Annotated in this window: 13 protein-coding genes; 10 read left to right on the top strand and 3 right to left on the bottom strand. The window is 60.5% G+C overall.

Going from position 1 to position 15,563, the window contains the following annotated elements:
* The first annotated feature begins 270 nt into the window (after positions 1–270).
* The 8 genes from AACW30_RS01315 (at position 271) to AACW30_RS01280 (ending at position 9,537) form a co-directional block, all read left to right on the top strand.
* A complete protein-coding gene (locus AACW30_RS01315; protein ID WP_200622309.1) occupies positions 271–1,050 on the top strand; it encodes a gamma-glutamyl-gamma-aminobutyrate hydrolase family protein in 780 nt (259 codons plus the stop codon).
* 39 nt (positions 1,051–1,089) lie between these two features.
* On the top strand, positions 1,090–2,448 hold the full coding sequence (locus AACW30_RS01310) for a glutamine synthetase family protein (RefSeq protein WP_017139534.1): 1,359 nt from the start codon (positions 1,090–1,092) through the stop codon (positions 2,446–2,448).
* A gap of 59 nt (positions 2,449–2,507) precedes the next feature.
* Positions 2,508–3,872, top strand: a complete 1,365-nt coding sequence (locus AACW30_RS01305; protein ID WP_106575747.1) for an aspartate aminotransferase family protein — start codon at positions 2,508–2,510, stop codon at positions 3,870–3,872.
* A gap of 206 nt (positions 3,873–4,078) precedes the next feature.
* Positions 4,079–5,173 (top strand): polyamine ABC transporter substrate-binding protein, encoded by a 1,095-nt coding sequence (locus tag AACW30_RS01300; protein WP_106576071.1) that lies wholly within the window; start codon positions 4,079–4,081, stop codon positions 5,171–5,173.
* Between the two features lie 256 nt (positions 5,174–5,429).
* Positions 5,430–6,524 carry a polyamine ABC transporter substrate-binding protein gene (locus AACW30_RS01295; protein WP_106575746.1) on the top strand — a complete coding sequence of 365 codons (1,095 nt, stop codon included), beginning with the start codon at positions 5,430–5,432 and terminating at the stop codon, positions 6,522–6,524.
* Between the two features lie 72 nt (positions 6,525–6,596).
* Positions 6,597–7,739, top strand: a complete 1,143-nt coding sequence (locus tag AACW30_RS01290; protein ID WP_003176776.1) for an ABC transporter ATP-binding protein — start codon at positions 6,597–6,599, stop codon at positions 7,737–7,739.
* The gene (locus AACW30_RS01285; RefSeq protein WP_017139530.1) at positions 7,736–8,656 is read left to right on the top strand and encodes an ABC transporter permease subunit; all 921 of its coding nucleotides are present in this window, start codon (positions 7,736–7,738) and stop codon (positions 8,654–8,656) included. Before AACW30_RS01290 ends, AACW30_RS01285 begins: the two co-directional genes overlap by 4 nt.
* Positions 8,653–9,537 (top strand): ABC transporter permease subunit, encoded by an 885-nt coding sequence (locus AACW30_RS01280; RefSeq protein ID WP_106575745.1) that lies wholly within the window; start codon positions 8,653–8,655, stop codon positions 9,535–9,537. The genes AACW30_RS01285 and AACW30_RS01280 overlap by 4 nt, the downstream gene beginning before the upstream one ends.
* Before the next feature lie 142 nt (positions 9,538–9,679).
* Here the strand turns inward: AACW30_RS01280 and AACW30_RS01275 are convergent, their stop codons facing one another.
* A complete protein-coding gene (locus AACW30_RS01275; protein WP_106575744.1) occupies positions 9,680–10,321 on the bottom strand; it encodes an HD domain-containing protein in 642 nt (213 codons plus the stop codon).
* Positions 10,322–10,623: 302 nt separating this feature from the next.
* On the opposite strand from AACW30_RS01275, the gene AACW30_RS01270 reads away from it, so the two are divergent.
* Positions 10,624–11,589, top strand: coding sequence for a GlxA family transcriptional regulator (locus AACW30_RS01270; protein WP_106575743.1), 966 nt, complete (start codon positions 10,624–10,626; stop codon positions 11,587–11,589).
* Here the strand turns inward: AACW30_RS01270 and AACW30_RS01265 are convergent.
* On the bottom strand, positions 11,567–11,920 hold the full coding sequence (locus AACW30_RS01265; protein WP_016973032.1) for a carboxymuconolactone decarboxylase family protein: 354 nt from the start codon (positions 11,918–11,920) through the stop codon (positions 11,567–11,569). The two genes, AACW30_RS01270 and AACW30_RS01265, sit on opposite strands and share 23 nt — an antisense overlap.
* Before the next feature lie 99 nt (positions 11,921–12,019).
* Between AACW30_RS01265 and AACW30_RS01260 the strand changes: the two genes are divergently transcribed.
* Positions 12,020–12,922 carry an AraC family transcriptional regulator gene (locus tag AACW30_RS01260; RefSeq protein WP_119737353.1) on the top strand — a complete coding sequence of 301 codons (903 nt, stop codon included), beginning with the start codon at positions 12,020–12,022 and terminating at the stop codon, positions 12,920–12,922.
* A gap of 131 nt (positions 12,923–13,053) precedes the next feature.
* Here AACW30_RS01260 and AACW30_RS01255 read toward each other — a convergent pair whose 3' ends face one another.
* Complete coding sequence (locus tag AACW30_RS01255; protein ID WP_200622307.1) at positions 13,054–15,411, bottom strand: penicillin acylase family protein; 2,358 nt, start codon at positions 15,409–15,411, stop codon at positions 13,054–13,056.
* Between the last annotated feature and the right edge of the window lie 152 nt (positions 15,412–15,563).

The raw sequence follows: 15,563 nt of genomic DNA, 5'->3' as shown, positions 1-15,563 counted from the left end.
ACCTTTGTTGTTAAAAATATCAATCATTGATCTTTTCTGGTTTCAGTCAACCCGAACGGCATGCCGAAGTCAAGCGAGGCCTTTTTTGCCCTAAAAAAGCGCCTTGAGGCCTTTTTTGGGGCTTTTTGGGGCGGTTTTTTGGGTTTGGAGGGCTTGGGACTAGCAGGCTTGAGCGGGCCGTGTTGTATTTTTTACGGGGGTGTTGTGTAAAAAAATGAACAAGGCTAAGCTCGATTCAAACCCATAACAGCAATAATACCGGGGTGCTTCATGTCTCGCCTGCCGTTAATCGGCGTCACCGCCTGCTCCAAACAGGTCGGTCTGCATGCTTATCACATCAGTGGCGACAAATACGTCCGTGCAGTGGCCACCGCTGCCAAGGGCTTGCCATTGATCATTCCATCCTTGGGCGATCTGCTCGACCCGGCCAATATTTTTGACGGCCTGGATGGCATTCTATTTACCGGCTCTCCTTCCAATATCGAACCCTTTCATTACGACGGTCCGGCCAGCGCGCCCGGGACTGCTCATGATTCTGCACGCGATCAGACCACCTTGCCGTTGCTGCGTGCCGCGATTGCCGCAGGCGTCCCGGTGCTGGGCATCTGCCGTGGCTTCCAGGAAATGAACGTGGCGTTTGGCGGCAGCCTGCACCAGAAGGTTCATGAAGTGCCGGGCATGATGGATCACCGCGAAGACGACACTCAGCCGCTGGAGGTCCAGTACGGCCCGGCGCACGCCGTGGCGATCTCCCCGAGTGGGGTATTGGCAAGCCTGGGTTTGCCGCAGACGGTCCAGGTCAATTCGATTCACAGCCAGGGCGTTGACCGCCTGGCGCCCGGTTTGCAGGTCGAAGCCACCGCGCCTGATGGGCTGATCGAAGCTTTTTCTTACACCGCGGGCAAGGCTTTTGCTTTAGGAGTGCAATGGCACCCCGAATGGCAGGTAAGCTCTAACCCGCACTACCTCGCGATCTTCCAGGCCTTTGGTTCGGCCTGTCGACAGCGGGCGATGCAACGCGACGCGGATGCTGCGTCAACTTACGCCTGACCTTTAATGGATGTCAGGAAACACAGCCCAGAGGCATTTATGAGTAACAACCTCGACCAGCTCACCGATTGGTTGAAAGACCACAAGATCACAGAAGTCGAATGCATGATTGGCGACCTCACCGGCATCACCCGGGGCAAGATCTCGCCGACCAACAAGTTCATCGCCGAAAAAGGCATGCGCCTGCCCGAGAGCGTTCTGTTGCAGACCGTGACCGGCGACTATGTCGAAGACGACATCTATTACGAATTGCTCGACCCGGCCGACATCGACATGATCTGCCGCCCGGACCAGAACGCCGTATTCCTGGTGCCCTGGGCCATCGAGCCCACCGCCCAGGTGATTCACGACACCTACGACAAGCAAGGCAACCCGATCGAGCTGTCGCCGCGCAACGTGCTCAAGAAAGTCCTCAAGTTGTACTCCGACAGAGGCTGGCAGCCCATCGTGGCGCCGGAGATGGAGTTCTACCTGACCAAACGCTGCGAAGACCCGGACTTCCCGCTGCAACCGCCGATCGGCCGTTCCGGGCGCCCGGAGACCGGTCGCCAATCCTTCTCTATAGAAGCGGCCAACGAATTCGACCCATTGTTCGAAGACGTCTACGACTGGTGCGAGCTGCAGGAGCTGGACCTCGACACGCTGATCCACGAGGACGGCACGGCGCAGATGGAAATCAACTTCCGTCACGGCGATGCCCTGTCCCTGGCCGACCAGATTCTGGTGTTCAAGCGCACCATGCGTGAAGCCGCGCTCAAGCACAACGTGGCCGCCACCTTCATGGCCAAGCCGATGACCGGCGAGCCCGGCAGCGCGATGCACCTGCACCAGAGCATCATCGACATCGCCACTGGCAAGAACGTCTTCTCCAATGAAGACGGGACCATGAGCCAATTGTTCCTCAACCACATTGGCGGCCTGCAGAAATTCATCCCTGAATTGCTGCCGCTGTTTGCCCCCAACGTGAACTCGTTCCGCCGCTTCCTGCCCGACACCTCGGCGCCGGTGAATGTGGAGTGGGGCGAAGAGAACCGCACCGTGGGCCTGCGCGTACCGGATGCCGGCCCGCAGAACCGTCGCGTCGAAAACCGCCTGCCGGGCGCCGACGCCAACCCGTACCTGGCAATTGCCGCCAGCCTGTTGTGCGGCTACATCGGCATGGTCGAAGGCCATAACCCGAGCGCGCCCGTGGTGGGTCGTGGCTACGAGCGGCGCAACCTGCGCCTGCCGTTGACCATCGAAGACGCCCTGGAACGCATGGAAAACAGCAAGACCATCGAGAAATACCTGGGTCAAAAATTCATCACAGGCTACGTCGCGGTCAAGCGGGCCGAGCATGAAAACTTCAAGCGCGTGATCAGCTCATGGGAGCGGGAATTCCTGCTCTTCGCCGTCTGATGCGCCGGGCGCGCCGCAGGATTGGCGCGCCCTCACCTGAAAAAGTCTAGGAGATTGGTATGTCCAGCAACAACCCGCAAACCCGTGAATGGCAAGCCTTGAGCAACGATCACCACCTGGCGCCGTTCAGTGACTTCAAGCAATTGAAAGTGAAAGGCCCACGGATCATCACCAAAGCCCACGGCGTTTACCTGTGGGACAGCGAAGGCAACAAGATCCTCGACGGCATGGCCGGCCTGTGGTGCGTGGCGATCGGTTACGGTCGCGATGAACTGGCTGACGCCGCCGCCAAGCAGATGAAAGAACTGCCGTACTACAACCTGTTTTTCCAGACCGCTCACCCGCCGGTGCTGGAGTTGGCCAAGGTTATTTCCGACATCGCACCGGCCGGCATGAACCACGTGTTTTTCACCGGTTCAGGCTCCGAAGGCAACGACACCATGTTGCGCATGGTCCGCCACTACTGGGCGGTCAAAGGCCAGCCGAACAAGAAGACCATCATCAGCCGCAAGAATGGCTACCACGGCTCTACCGTGGCCGGTGCCAGCCTGGGCGGCATGACCTATATGCATGAACAGGGCGACTTGCCGATCCCGGGCATCACCCACATCGCCCAGCCGTACTGGTATGGCGAAGGCGGCGACATGAGCCCGGAAGAGTTCGGGGTGTGGGCCGCCAACCAGTTGGAAGAGAAGATTCTGGAACTGGGCGTGGACAACGTCGGTGCCTTTATTGCCGAGCCGATCCAGGGCGCCGGTGGTGTGATCGTGCCGCCAGAAACCTACTGGCCGCGCATCAAGGAAATCCTCGCCAAGTACGACATCCTGTTTGTTGCTGATGAAGTGATCTGCGGTTTCGGCCGGACCGGTGAGTGGTTCGGCAGCGACTTCTACGACCTCAAGCCGCACATGATGACCATCGCCAAAGGCCTGACCTCGGGTTACATCCCCATGGGCGGCCTGATCGTGCACGACGACGTGGTCGCCGTGCTCAATGAAGGCGGCGATTTCAACCACGGCTTCACCTATTCCGGTCACCCGGTAGCGGCAGCCGTGGCGCTGGAAAACATCCGCATCCTGCGCGATGAAAAAATCGTTAACCGTGTGCACGACGAAACGGCACCGTATTTGCAGAAACGTCTGAGGGAACTGGCTGATCACCCGTTGGTGGGTGAAGTTCGCGGAGTCGGCATGCTCGGGGCGATTGAGCTGGTGCAGGACAAGGCCACGCGCAAACGTTACGAAGGCCGTGGTGTGGGCATGATCTGCCGCACGTTCTGCTTCGAGAACGGCCTGATCATGCGCGCCGTGGGCGACACCATGATCATTTCGCCGTCGCTGGTGATCAGCAAGGCGGAAATCGACGAGCTGGTGACCAAGGCTCGCCAGTGCCTGGACCTGACTTTGGCGGCATTGCAGGGCTAAGTGCTAGGCTCAGGGCGCAGCGGCTTCGGGTGCTGCGTCCGGGCAGTTACAAAAACGCAGTAATAAGGGCGCTTTGGTTGAAAGCCGGCCCCTGAACTTGCCAGACTGTCGCCCTGTTTTGTTGCCCTTTGGAAGGGCCGCTGAACGTGTAAAAAATGTGGCCCAAAAAAGAAAAATTGGAGCATCACCAAATGAAGGCATTAGGTTTGAAGAACGCTGGCAAGACCCTCCTCGCCTTGTCCCTGTTGGGCGCAATGGCGGGCGCGGCCCAGGCAGACGATAAAGTGCTGCACGTCTATAACTGGTCCGACTACATTGCACCGGACACCATCGCCAACTTTGAAAAAGAGTCGGGCATTAAAGTGGTGTACGACGTTTTCGACAGCAACGAGACGCTGGAAGCCAAGTTGCTGGCAGGCAAGTCCGGTTACGACATTGTCGTACCGTCGAACAACTTCCTCGCCAAGCAGATCAAGGCCGGTGTCTATCAGGAGCTGGACAAGTCCAAGCTGTCCAACTACGACAACCTGAACAAATCCCTGCTCAAGGCCGTGTCGGTCAGCGACCCGGACAACAAGCACGCCTTCCCGTACATGTGGGGCTCGATCGGTATCGGCTACAACCCGGAGAAGGTCAAGGCTGCACTGGGCATCGACAAGATCGAATCCTGGGACACCATCCTCAAGCCGGAAAACCTCGCCAAGCTGAAAGGCTGCGGCGTGAGCTTCCTCGATTCGCCAACCGAAATGCTGCCGGTGGCCCTGCATTACCTGGGGCTGCCGACCGACACCCAGAAAAAGGCCGACCTCAAGCAAGCCGAGGACCTGTTCCTCAAGCTGCGCCCTTCGATCGGCTACTTCCACTCGTCCAAGTACATCTCGGACCTGGCCAACGGCAACATCTGCGTAGCCGTGGGCTACTCGGGTGACATCCAGCAGGCCAAATCCCGCGCGGCTGAAGCCGGTGGCAAGGTCAAGGTGGCCTACGACATTCCGAAAGAAGGCGCCGGCAGTTTCTATGACATGGTCGCCATCCCTAAAGATGCTGAAAACGTCGACGCTGCCTACAAGTTCATGAACTACCTGCTGGAGCCGAAAGTCATGGCTGCCATCACCAACAGCGTACGTTTCCCGAACGGTAACGAGAAAGCGACCCCACTGGTCGACAAAGACATCACCAGCGACCCGGGCATCTACCCGTCCGCCGATGTGCAAGCCAAGCTCTACGCCATTGCTGACTTGCCGGCTGCAACTCAGCGTGAAATGACCCGCAGCTGGACCAAAATCAAATCGGGTAAATAAGCCTTAAACCCTGTGGGAACGGGCTTGTGTGGGAGCGGCGGTTCGACGATTCGATTTGCTCGCCAAAGCGGTGTATCAGTTGATGCACCTGCTGGCTGACACATCGCCTTCGCGAGCAAGCCCGCTCCTCCTAAACCGACTCCCACAAATTAAATGACAGAAAGTTTTGCCGGATCGGTTTATCGAGGGTAAGTTGCGCGCCGGTTTTGTTGCCGGGCAACAACTTTAAGGCCCAACTATTTAAGAGGACCTCCACTTGCCAATTTCTTTATTTCGCAAAGCCGTGCTGGTAGGTGCAGGTATCACGCTGGCTGTCAGCGTGCAGGCCGCGCCGACTGTGCATATTTATAACTGGTCGGACTACATCGGCCCCGACACCCTGGCCAACTTCGAAAAGGCCAGCGGCATCAAGCCCGTGTATGACGTGTTTGATTCCAATGAAACCCTGGAAGGCAAGTTGCTCGCCGGGCGCACCGGTTACGACGTGGTCGTGCCGTCGAACCACTTCCTCGGCAAGCAGATCAAGGCCGGGGCGTTCCAGAAGCTCGACAAGTCATTGCTGACCCATTATGCAAACCTCGACCCGGCGCTGCTCAAGCGTCTGGAAAAGAACGATCCGGGTAACCAGTACGCCGTGCCGTATCTGTGGGGCACCAACGGGATCGGTTACAACGTCGACAAAGTCAAAGAAGTACTGGGCGTCGACCATATCGATTCCTGGGCGGTGCTGTTCGAGCCGGAGAACATGAAAAAGCTGGCCACCTGTGGCGTCTCGTTCATGGACTCGGCCGATGAAATGCTGCCGGCGGTGCTCAACTACATGGGCCTGAACCCCAACAGCACCAACCCGGCCGACTATAAAAAGGCCGAAGAGAAACTGCTGAAAGTGCGTCCTTACGTGACTTACTTCCACTCCTCCAAGTACATCTCGGACCTGGCCAACGGCAACATCTGCGTGGCGGCAGGTTTCTCCGGTGATGTGTTCCAGGCCAAGGCCCGCGCGGCCGAGGCGGGCAAGGGCGTGAAGATCGCCTACGCGATTCCGAAAGAAGGCGGCAACCTGTGGTTTGACGTGCTGGCGATCCCGGCGGATGCCACCAACGTTAAAGAGGCCCACGCCTACATCAACTATTTACTGCAACCTGAGGTGATCGCTCAGGTCAGTGATTACGTCGGTTACGCCAACCCTAACCCCGGGGCGGACAAACTGATGGAGCAATCGATACGCACCGACGCAGCGGTTTACCCACCGCAGGCGGTTCTCGACCGGACGTTTGTCAACTTCGAGTTACCCCCGAACGTGCAGCGTTTAATGACCCGTAGCTGGACCAAGGTCAAGACGGGCAAGTAAGGCTTAAAGCTCAAACTATCCAAGGTTTCGCCCGTATTGGGTGAACCTCAAATTTTGTTGGGAGTTTCGTAAATGGCAGTTGCCTCCGGCGCCTATAAGAAAGCCCTCGAGGGCGACCAGACACCGAAAAAGGTGTTGGTCAAAATCGACCGGGTCACGAAGAAGTTCGACGAGACGATTGCCGTGGACGATGTGTCCCTGGAAATCAAGAAAGGCGAGATCTTCGCCTTGCTCGGCGGTTCGGGTTCGGGCAAATCCACTTTGCTGCGCATGCTCGCAGGCTTCGAGCGCCCAACCGAAGGTCGCATTTACCTCGACGGTGTGGACATCACCGACATGCCGCCGTATGAGCGGCCGATCAACATGATGTTCCAGTCCTACGCCTTGTTCCCGCACATGACGGTAGCGCAGAACATCGCGTTCGGCCTGCAGCAGGACAAGATTCCCAAGGCTGAAGTCGACGCCCGCGTGGCCGAGATGCTCAAGCTGGTGCAGATGAGCCAGTACGCCAAGCGCAAGCCGCATCAACTGTCGGGTGGTCAGCGTCAGCGTGTGGCCCTTGCGCGTTCGCTGGCCAAGCGCCCGAAACTGCTGCTGCTCGATGAGCCGATGGGCGCCCTCGACAAGAAACTGCGTTCGCAAATGCAGCTGGAGCTGGTGGAGATCATCGAGCGCGTGGGCGTGACCTGCGTGATGGTGACCCACGACCAGGAAGAGGCCATGACCATGGCCGAGCGCATCGCGATCATGCACCTGGGCTGGATCGCGCAGATCGGCAGCCCGATCGACATCTACGAAACGCCTACCAGCCGCCTGGTGTGCGAGTTCATCGGCAACGTGAACATCTTCGACACCCAAGTGGTGGACGACGCCGAAGGCCACGCGGTGCTCAAGTGCCCGGACCTGGACCGCGACATCTACGTGGGCTACGGCATCGCCACGGCGGTGGAAGACAAGTCGGTGACCTACGCCATCCGCCCTGAAAAGCTGCTGGTGACCACCGAAATGCCGACCTGTGAGCACAACTGGTCCAGCGGCAAGGTGCACGACATCGCCTACCTGGGCGGCCACTCGGTGTTCTACGTCGAGCTGCCGAGCGGCAAGCTGGTGCAGTCCTTCGTCGCCAACGCCGAGCGCCGTGGCCAGCGCCCAACCTGGGGCGACCAGGTGTATGTGTGGTGGGAAGACGACAGCGGCGTGGTGCTTCGCTCATGAATATGAAGAAGTTCAAACGCCAGCTGCAACGAATAACACCCGGTGGCCGGCATGTGGTCATCGGGATCCCTTTCCTCTGGCTGTTTCTGTTTTTCGCGCTGCCGTTCTTCATCGTCTTGAAGATCAGCTTTGCCGAAGCCGACGTAGCGATCCCGCCTTACACCGAGATCTACACCTTCGTTGAGCAAAAGCTGCAACTGGTGCTCAACCTGGGCAACTACGCGATGCTGGGCGACGACGAGTTGTACATCGCCGCGTACCTGGGCTCGCTGAAGATGGCGTTTTTCAGCACGATTTTGTGCCTGTTGATCGGCTATCCGATGGCCTACGCCATTGCCAGCGCACGCAAAGAGATGCAGACCGTGCTGGTGCTGCTGATCATGATGCCGACCTGGACCGCGATTCTGATCCGCGTGTATGCGTGGATGGGCATCCTCAGCAACAACGGGTTGCTCAACGGCTTCCTGATGTCCATCGGGTTGATCAACGAACCGCTGCAGATCCTCAACACCAACATCGCGGTGTACATCGGCGTGGTCTATTCGTACCTGCCGTTCATGATCCTGCCGCTGTACGCCAACCTCGTCAAACACGACCAGAGCCTGCTGGAAGCCGCGTCCGACCTGGGCTCGAGTACCTTCAACAGCTTCTGGAAAATCACCGTGCCGCTGTCCAAGAACGGCATCATCGCCGGCTGCATGCTGGTGTTCATTCCGGTGGTGGGCGAGTTCGTGATCCCGGAACTGCTCGGCGGCCCGGAAACGCTGATGATCGGTAAAGTGCTGTGGCAAGAATTCTTCAACAACCGTGACTGGCCGGTGGCGTCTGCCCTGGCGGTGGTGATGCTGGCGATCCTGATCGTGCCGATCATCCTGTTTAACCGCAGCCAAGCCAAAGAGATGGAGGGCAAGATATGAAGCGCTTCAGTTTCTCGAGTTTCATGCTGGTGGCGGGGTTGCTGTTCATCTACCTGCCGATGCTGATCCTGGTGATCTACTCGTTCAACGAATCCAAGCTGGTGACGGTGTGGGGCGGTTGGTCGATCAAGTGGTACGTGGGCCTGCTGGACAACACCCAGTTGATGGGCTCGGTGGCACGCTCCCTGGAAATCGCCTGCTACACGGCGGTGGCCGCCGTGGCGCTGGGGACGTTGGCGGCGTTCGTGCTGACGCGCATCAGCCACTTCAAGGGCCGCACGCTGTTCGGCGGCCTGGTGACGGCGCCGCTGGTCATGCCCGAGGTGATCACCGGTCTGTCGCTGTTGCTGCTGTTCGTGGCCATGGCGCAGATGATCGGTTGGCCCCAGGAGCGTGGCATCGTCACTATCTGGATCGCCCACACCACGTTCTGTGCGGCGTATGTGGCGGTGGTGGTGTCGGCGCGCTTGCGTGAGCTGGACCTGTCGATTGAAGAAGCGGCGATGGACCTGGGCGCGCGGCCGTGGAAGGTGTTCTTCCTGATCACCATCCCGATGATTGCGCCGTCGTTGGCGGCGGGCGGCATGATGTCGTTCGCGCTGTCGCTGGATGACCTGGTACTGGCCAGCTTCGTGTCGGGCCCAGGCTCGACGACCTTGCCGATGGAAGTATTCTCGGCGGTGCGTCTCGGGGTTAAACCCGAGATCAACGCCGTGGCCAGCCTGATTCTGTTGGCGGTGTCGCTGGTGACCTTCCTGGTGTGGTTCTTCAGCCGCCGTGCCGAAGAACACCGCAAAAAAGCCATTCAGCAAGCGATTGAAGAAGCGGCAGCGGATGGCTGGCAACAGCCAGACAAGCGCCGGGCGCCTGCTCCGGTCTAACCCGCGCAGCCTGGCGGAACCGGATCAAAAATGTGGGAGCGGGCTTGCTCGCGAATGCGGTGGATCAGTCAGTACATCTGGTGACTGACACTCAGCATTCGCGAGCAAGCCCGCTCCCACAGTTGGTTGTGTTTCAAGTCAACTATGCCGCCCACGGCGACTTGCGAATCACCTCGACAAAATTCATCGGCTTGAACCCCGGCTCCTGATCCACCAACACATCCGTCTTCACGTTGCCAAACGTGGTCTGCGGGCGATGGCGCAAGCCGTCGGCAAACGCGCAGATAATGCACTCCTTGAACCCTTCACCGCGTGGATGCGCATGCACCACGGCTTCGCGCTGCACGCTGGAAAACGCGGCGTAGTCCATGCCCAGCACGTCCATTTCCACACCGGCAGTCACCAGCGCCACGGTCGGGCGCAAATGCTGCGGCACGCCCGGCGTGGTGTGCAGGGCGATGGACAGCCACACCTGTTCGATATCGTCGTCGCTCAGCCCGTAAGGCTTGAGGAACGCCGCCGCTGCATTGGCGCCGTCCACTTCGAAACGCTCGTTGTCGCTGCGATGGCCTTCAACCAGGCCCAGGTCATGGAACATGGCGCCGACGTACAGCAGCTCCGGGTTGTAGGCCAGTTGTTTGCGCTCACCGCTCAGCGCGCCGAACAGGAATACGCGGCGGGAGTGGTGGTAGAGCAGGTCGGATTCGACGTCGCGGATGTACTCGGTGGTGGCCTTGGCCAAGGCGCTGTCCGGGATCTGGATGCCGGCGATGGTGGTGCTCATGGTCGTTCTCCTCAACAAAGCGCCGGGGGGTGGCGCCGATGAGTCCAGTCTGGGCGCGCGCCCGCGACGGGGCCATCGCGGCGAGGATGCGATGTCGGCCAATGTGGCGCGATATCGCGCCAGCGGGAATAGTCTCTTGAAGCCTAAGAGGATCAAATGTGGGAGCGGCGGTGCGACGATTCGACTTGCTCGCGAAAGTGGTATGTCAGTTAATGCATGTGTCAGCTGAACTACCGCATTCGCGAGCAAGCCCGCTCCCACAGGGGTTTTGCATTTATTCAGTTAGAAAAGGTGTTTGCAGCATGGGCAAAACTGTCGCCATCCTGATCTTCCCCGGCGTCCAGTCACTGGACGTGACCGGTCCCATGGATGTGTTCTGCGAGGCCAACCGTTTTCTGCCGCCGCAAGACCACTACCAGCTTGAAGTGCTTGGCCTGGGCCACGGCACACTGGCCGCCTCCAATGGCTTGTCGCTGCAGGCCCACCGGCATTACAGCGAAGCCCTGCAAGCCTACGACCTGCTGCTGGTTGCCGGTGGCCCGCAATTGCCCTTCGAGGATTTCGGTGCGCCGTTTGATGACTGGCTACGTGCCGCCGCCGCGCGGGCGCAGCGCTTCGGTTCGATCTGCAACGGCGCCTTCATGCTGGCGCGAGCCGGATTGCTGGACGGCAAAACCGTCACCACCCACTGGAACGATGCCGCCGACCTGGCGCGCCTGTGCCCCTCGGCCCAGGTCGACGCCGACCGCCTCTACGTGCAGGACGGCAACCTCTACACCTCGGCCGGGGTCACGGCCGGCATCGACCTGTCGCTGTTTCTGCTGGCCCAGGACCACGGTCCGGAAGTCGCGCTGAGCGTGGCCAAACGCCTGGTGGTGTTTACCCAGCGCTCGGGCGGGCAGTCGCAGTTCAGTCCGTTCCTGACGCCCCACGCCGAAAGCACTTCGGCGGTGGCGCTGGTGCAGTTGTACGTGTTGGCGAACCTGACCGGTGATTTGACCATCGCCGACCTGGCGAAGGCGGCGAATATGAGCGCGCGTAATTTCTCCCGGGTGTTTGCCCGTGAGGCGCGCATCACCCCGGCGGAGTTTGTCGAGCGGGCGCGGGTGGATGCGGCGCGGGTGATGCTCGAAAGCAGCCCTGCGCCACTCAAGACCGTGGCCTATCAATGCGGGTTTCGCGACGCCCAGCACATGCGCAGCGTGTTCAACCGCCGGCTGGGCGTGACGCCGCAGCAGTTCCGGCTTAACTTTGCGGCGCCGGTTTGAGCGTGTCGTAGGCTTCCAGCGCACGCAGCGAGTAGATGTACGCGGCGCCGGCATTCAGCGAGATCGCGGTGGCAAGCGTGGCCGCCACTTCTTCGCGGGTCGCGCCGGCCTTGATCGCCGCGTCGGCATGTACGCCGATGCAGCCGTCGCAGCGTGTGGTGATGGCCACGGCGATGGAAATCAGCTCACGGGTCTTGGCGTCGAGTACATTGTTTTCCTCGGCAGCCTCGCCCAGCGCCATGTAGGCTTTGACCATCTTCGGGTTGCTCTTGCCCAGCGCGCCAAAGGCTTTCTTCACGGTAGGCAGCAAGTCGGACCAGTTATTGAACATTGCGGTAACTCCTGAACAGGTGGGGTGTGAAGCCAGTTTCTGCTGTTCGGCGTTGGCGTTATTGTTCGATCCGCTCATCTTTTTGACCGATGCTCGCAAATGAATTCGATCGACACGCTTATTGCGCTGGCCAACCTGCGCGGCAGTCTGGATTTGCGTTGCCAGTTCCAGGGCGACTGGGCGCTGGATCACCCGCCTGAGAAATTTGGCGTAGCGCCGTACCACATCGTGCTCAGCGGAACGTGCCGTGCAGAGCTCTCGGGTGGGCAGCAGGTGACGCTGGAGGAGGGCGACATCCTGCTGATGCCCGGCGGTGCCACCCATTTGTTGCGCAGCCAGGGTGCGCGTATCCGACCGATGCAGCCGCAGGTCATCGAAGGGGGCGTGCTGCCGGTGCATCGCTTGGGCGGCGCGCGGCCAGAGGTCGACATGCTGTGCGGTAGCTTTCACTACAACCGCCAGTCTTTGCTGTTCAGTGCGTTGCCGGAGTATTTGGTGGTGTCCAGCCGGCAGTGGCAGGGCGACGAGCAGTTGGCGGCGCTGATCGCGCTGCTGCGCAGCGAAGCGGACGGCGAGCAACTGGGCGCGCGCTCGTTTATCGATGCGCTGTCGTCGGCGTTATTTACCCTGGTTCTGCGCACCTGGCTGACCCGTCAGGCGCCCGTGGCCGGCACCTTCGCCCTGCTCGCCGACAAGCGCCTGAGCAAGGCCTGGCAGGCGATGCTGGCCGAGCCCGGCCATGAATGGACCATCGACAGCCTGGCCGCTGCGGCGACGATGTCGCGGGCCACCTTCATGCGTGCGTTTGTGAAAGTGGCGGGTGTGTCGCCGTGGGTGCTGCTGACTCAGCTGCGCATGGAACTGGCGTTCAACCTGCTGCGCCAGTCGCGCTTGAGCCTGCTGGATATCGCCGCCCAGGTGGGTTATCAGTCCCAGGCGGCGTTCAGCAAGAAGTTCAAGGACACCTATGGCGAGGCGCCGGGGCGAATGCGCACACGATAGTCGCTACAACACAAAGCAAATGTGGGAGCGGGCTTGCTCGCGAATGCAGGGAGTCAGTCGATACATCTGGTGACTGATACTGCGCATTCGCGAGCAGGCCCGCTCCCACATTGAACCGCATGCCTTCAGCGCTATTGCCTGGCTGGCAACAGCTTCAACGTACCCCGGGTATTCGCCGTCACTTCCTCATCGCTGAAATGCGCCTGCTCATACCCGCCTTCGATGTAGGTTTGCGCCTGGTCGTCATAGTGCGAGTCAAACGGCACGCCGCTTTGCCCCACCGGGTTGATGGTCATGGCGTGAGCGGGGTCGGCGAAGTCGATCAGGCGGCGCGTCGATGGGCCGTATGTCACTGGCCAGGGTGCCGGGCCGATCATGGCGGATTGGTTGTTCGGCACTTCGTGGGTGCCGGGGGCGGGGAAGGGGCCGACGTTGAAGAGCTTGTCCAACGGCTTCTGCATGCCCAGCGGGTGGCCGTGGGTCAGGGTGTGCGCCTTGCCCCACTGCCACTGCGTCGGGTCGTCGCCGAACGTGGCTTTCAGATGCGCCAGGCTGTTGTCCCACGCCAGTTTGACCGTGTTGGCGCGCTTCCCGTCCCACCAGGGCGAGTCCGCTGAGGCGGCCAGGCGCGGCAGCGCCGCATCGATCACCCGCGTGGTGAGCAGGGACTTGAACATCGCGTCGCCCAGTTTCGGGTGAAAGGCCGCGTCGGTGAGGTTGAACAGGAACTGGTTGAACAGCGTGGCGCTGGTGGAGTCCAGTGGGTAGTCACCCTTCCAGCTCGCAAGCTGCTCCACCAGTTTCAACTGCGCCGGGTCTTTGACCACCTCACGCAGCACCGGCAACAGCGGCGCCAGCAGGCGTGGGCCATAAGCGGTGGTAGTGCCCAGTTGCAGGGCTTGGCTGTTGTTGACGTCCCACTTCACGCTTTTGTCGCTCAACTGCGTGTTCAACTGCTGGCCACGGTCGGCCAGGTTGTAATAGCCCGGGATTTCCATGCCAGTGGGCGACACCGGCTGGGCATTTGCCGACACCACATAACCACGTGCCGGGTTTTCTTCCTGTGGGTTGGCGCTGAACGGGTAGAAACCGAGCTTGTCGGCCTGGGCGGTGCTGCCGTCGAGGATAAAGCCGGGGTTGACCCCCGTCGGGCGGATCGGCAGCTGCGCCGCCGCCCACCAGCCGATATCACCCTTGGCGTTCGCCCACACGATATTCAGCCCCGGCGCCGACACCATCGCCGCTGCCGCGCGTGCCTTAGCCAGCGTGTCGGCGCGGTTAAGTTGGTAGAAGCCTTCGAGGATCGGGTTTTCGGTGTCGAGGAATGCCCACCACATCGCGATCGGTGTGTTGCCGGCGTTCTCGCCGAGTACGTCATTGATGATCGGGCCGTGGGGCGAGCGACGCAGGGTGAGTATCACCGGGTCTTGGCCTTTGACCGCAATCTGCTGCTCGCTGCTGGTCATGTCGACCCATTGGCCGTGATACCAGACCTGGTTGGGGTTGTCCGGGTTGACCTTTTCGGCGATCAAGTCGAGGTCATCGTTCTGGAACATGGTCAGGCTCCAGCCGAAATCCAGGTTGTGGCCCAGGAACGCCACCGGCACCAGCGCGTTGTGATAACCGTAGAGCTCAAAGCCCGGCGCCGAGAGCTGCGCTTCGTACCATACCGACGGCACCGAGAAGCGGATATGCGGGTCGCCCGCCAGTAACGGCTTGCCACTTTGGGTGCGGCTGCCGCTGATGGCCCAGGCGTTGCTGCCCTCGAACTGCGGCAAGCCGTTGTCGGCCAAGGCCTGATCGCTCAGAGAGGCGATGGCACCGAGGGTGTTCCAGTCGCTGGCGGCCAGGTTCAGCGCGCCTTTGGGTTGCCAGTCCAGGTCAAAGACTTTCAGGTAATCGCTGCCCAACTGGTCGCGGACGTACGTCAGCAGCGGCTCGGTACGAAACGCGGCGGCAAAACTGTAGGCCATGTACCCGGCGACGCTGATGGTGTCCTCGGCGGTAAACGGCCGCTTGGGGATGCCCAGTACGTCGAATTCCATGGGGCTGGCGTGGCTGTCCTGATATTGGTTGATGCCGTCCAGATAGGCTTGCAAGGCCTTCCACGCCTTGGAGTCGTGGTCAATGTGTTCCACGTAACTCAAGGCCCGTTCACGGATGCGCAGGCTGCGGAACAGCTTGTCGGTCTCCAGCACTTTTGGCCCCAGCACCTCGGCCAGTTCGCCTCGGGCCAAGCGCCGCATGATCTCCATCTGGAACAGCCGGTCCTGAGCGTGCACGTAGCCTAAGGCGCGATACAGGTCGGTCTCGTTCTCGGCGCGGATGTGCGGCACGCCACGGTCGTCGTAACGCACCGTGACCGTGCCTTGCAGGTTGGCCAGTGTTTCGGTGCCCTGGCGAGTGGGCTGCTTGCTGTAGACATACCAGCCGGCGCCGGCCATGAGGGCGGCAATCAGGATGGCGAGTACGGTCAGGCTGCGTTTCATGGACGGTCCTTGGTCATTCACCTTTCAGGTCAGCGGAGTCTAATAGGTTTGGCGCGGGCTGCGGGAAATGCTGATGTGCCCTGCCGACAGCCGAGGTTCAAGTGGAGAACACCCCGAAGAGGCTATTATTCCACCTGTCATCTTTGAGCTTT

This window comes from Pseudomonas sp. MF6747 (assembly GCF_963890955.1).
Lineage (GTDB): Bacteria > Pseudomonadota > Gammaproteobacteria > Pseudomonadales > Pseudomonadaceae > Aquipseudomonas.
Note: the sequence above shows the minus strand (reverse complement) of the source record. Positions and strands in the feature narration are given on the sequence as shown.

What these genes read in the sequence shown, in the direction of transcription:
- AACW30_RS01315 (WP_200622309.1), top strand. Translation starts at nt 271, where the DNA reads ATGTCTCGCCTGCCGTTAATCGGCGTCACCGCCTGCTCCAAACAGGTC.
- AACW30_RS01310 (WP_017139534.1), top strand. Translation starts at nt 1,090, where the DNA reads ATGAGTAACAACCTCGACCAGCTCACCGATTGGTTGAAAGACCACAAG.
- AACW30_RS01305 (WP_106575747.1), top strand. Translation starts at nt 2,508, where the DNA reads ATGTCCAGCAACAACCCGCAAACCCGTGAATGGCAAGCCTTGAGCAAC.
- AACW30_RS01290 (WP_003176776.1), top strand. Translation starts at nt 6,597, where the DNA reads ATGGCAGTTGCCTCCGGCGCCTATAAGAAAGCCCTCGAGGGCGACCAG.
- AACW30_RS01285 (WP_017139530.1), top strand. Translation starts at nt 7,736, where the DNA reads ATGAATATGAAGAAGTTCAAACGCCAGCTGCAACGAATAACACCCGGT.
- AACW30_RS01280 (WP_106575745.1), top strand. Translation starts at nt 8,653, where the DNA reads ATGAAGCGCTTCAGTTTCTCGAGTTTCATGCTGGTGGCGGGGTTGCTG.
- AACW30_RS01275 (WP_106575744.1), bottom strand. Translation starts at nt 10,321, where the DNA reads ATGAGCACCACCATCGCCGGCATCCAGATCCCGGACAGCGCCTTGGCC.
- AACW30_RS01270 (WP_106575743.1), top strand. Translation starts at nt 10,624, where the DNA reads ATGGGCAAAACTGTCGCCATCCTGATCTTCCCCGGCGTCCAGTCACTG.
- AACW30_RS01265 (WP_016973032.1), bottom strand. Translation starts at nt 11,920, where the DNA reads ATGTTCAATAACTGGTCCGACTTGCTGCCTACCGTGAAGAAAGCCTTT.
- AACW30_RS01260 (WP_119737353.1), top strand. Translation starts at nt 12,020, where the DNA reads ATGAATTCGATCGACACGCTTATTGCGCTGGCCAACCTGCGCGGCAGT.
- AACW30_RS01255 (WP_200622307.1), bottom strand. Translation starts at nt 15,411, where the DNA reads ATGAAACGCAGCCTGACCGTACTCGCCATCCTGATTGCCGCCCTCATG.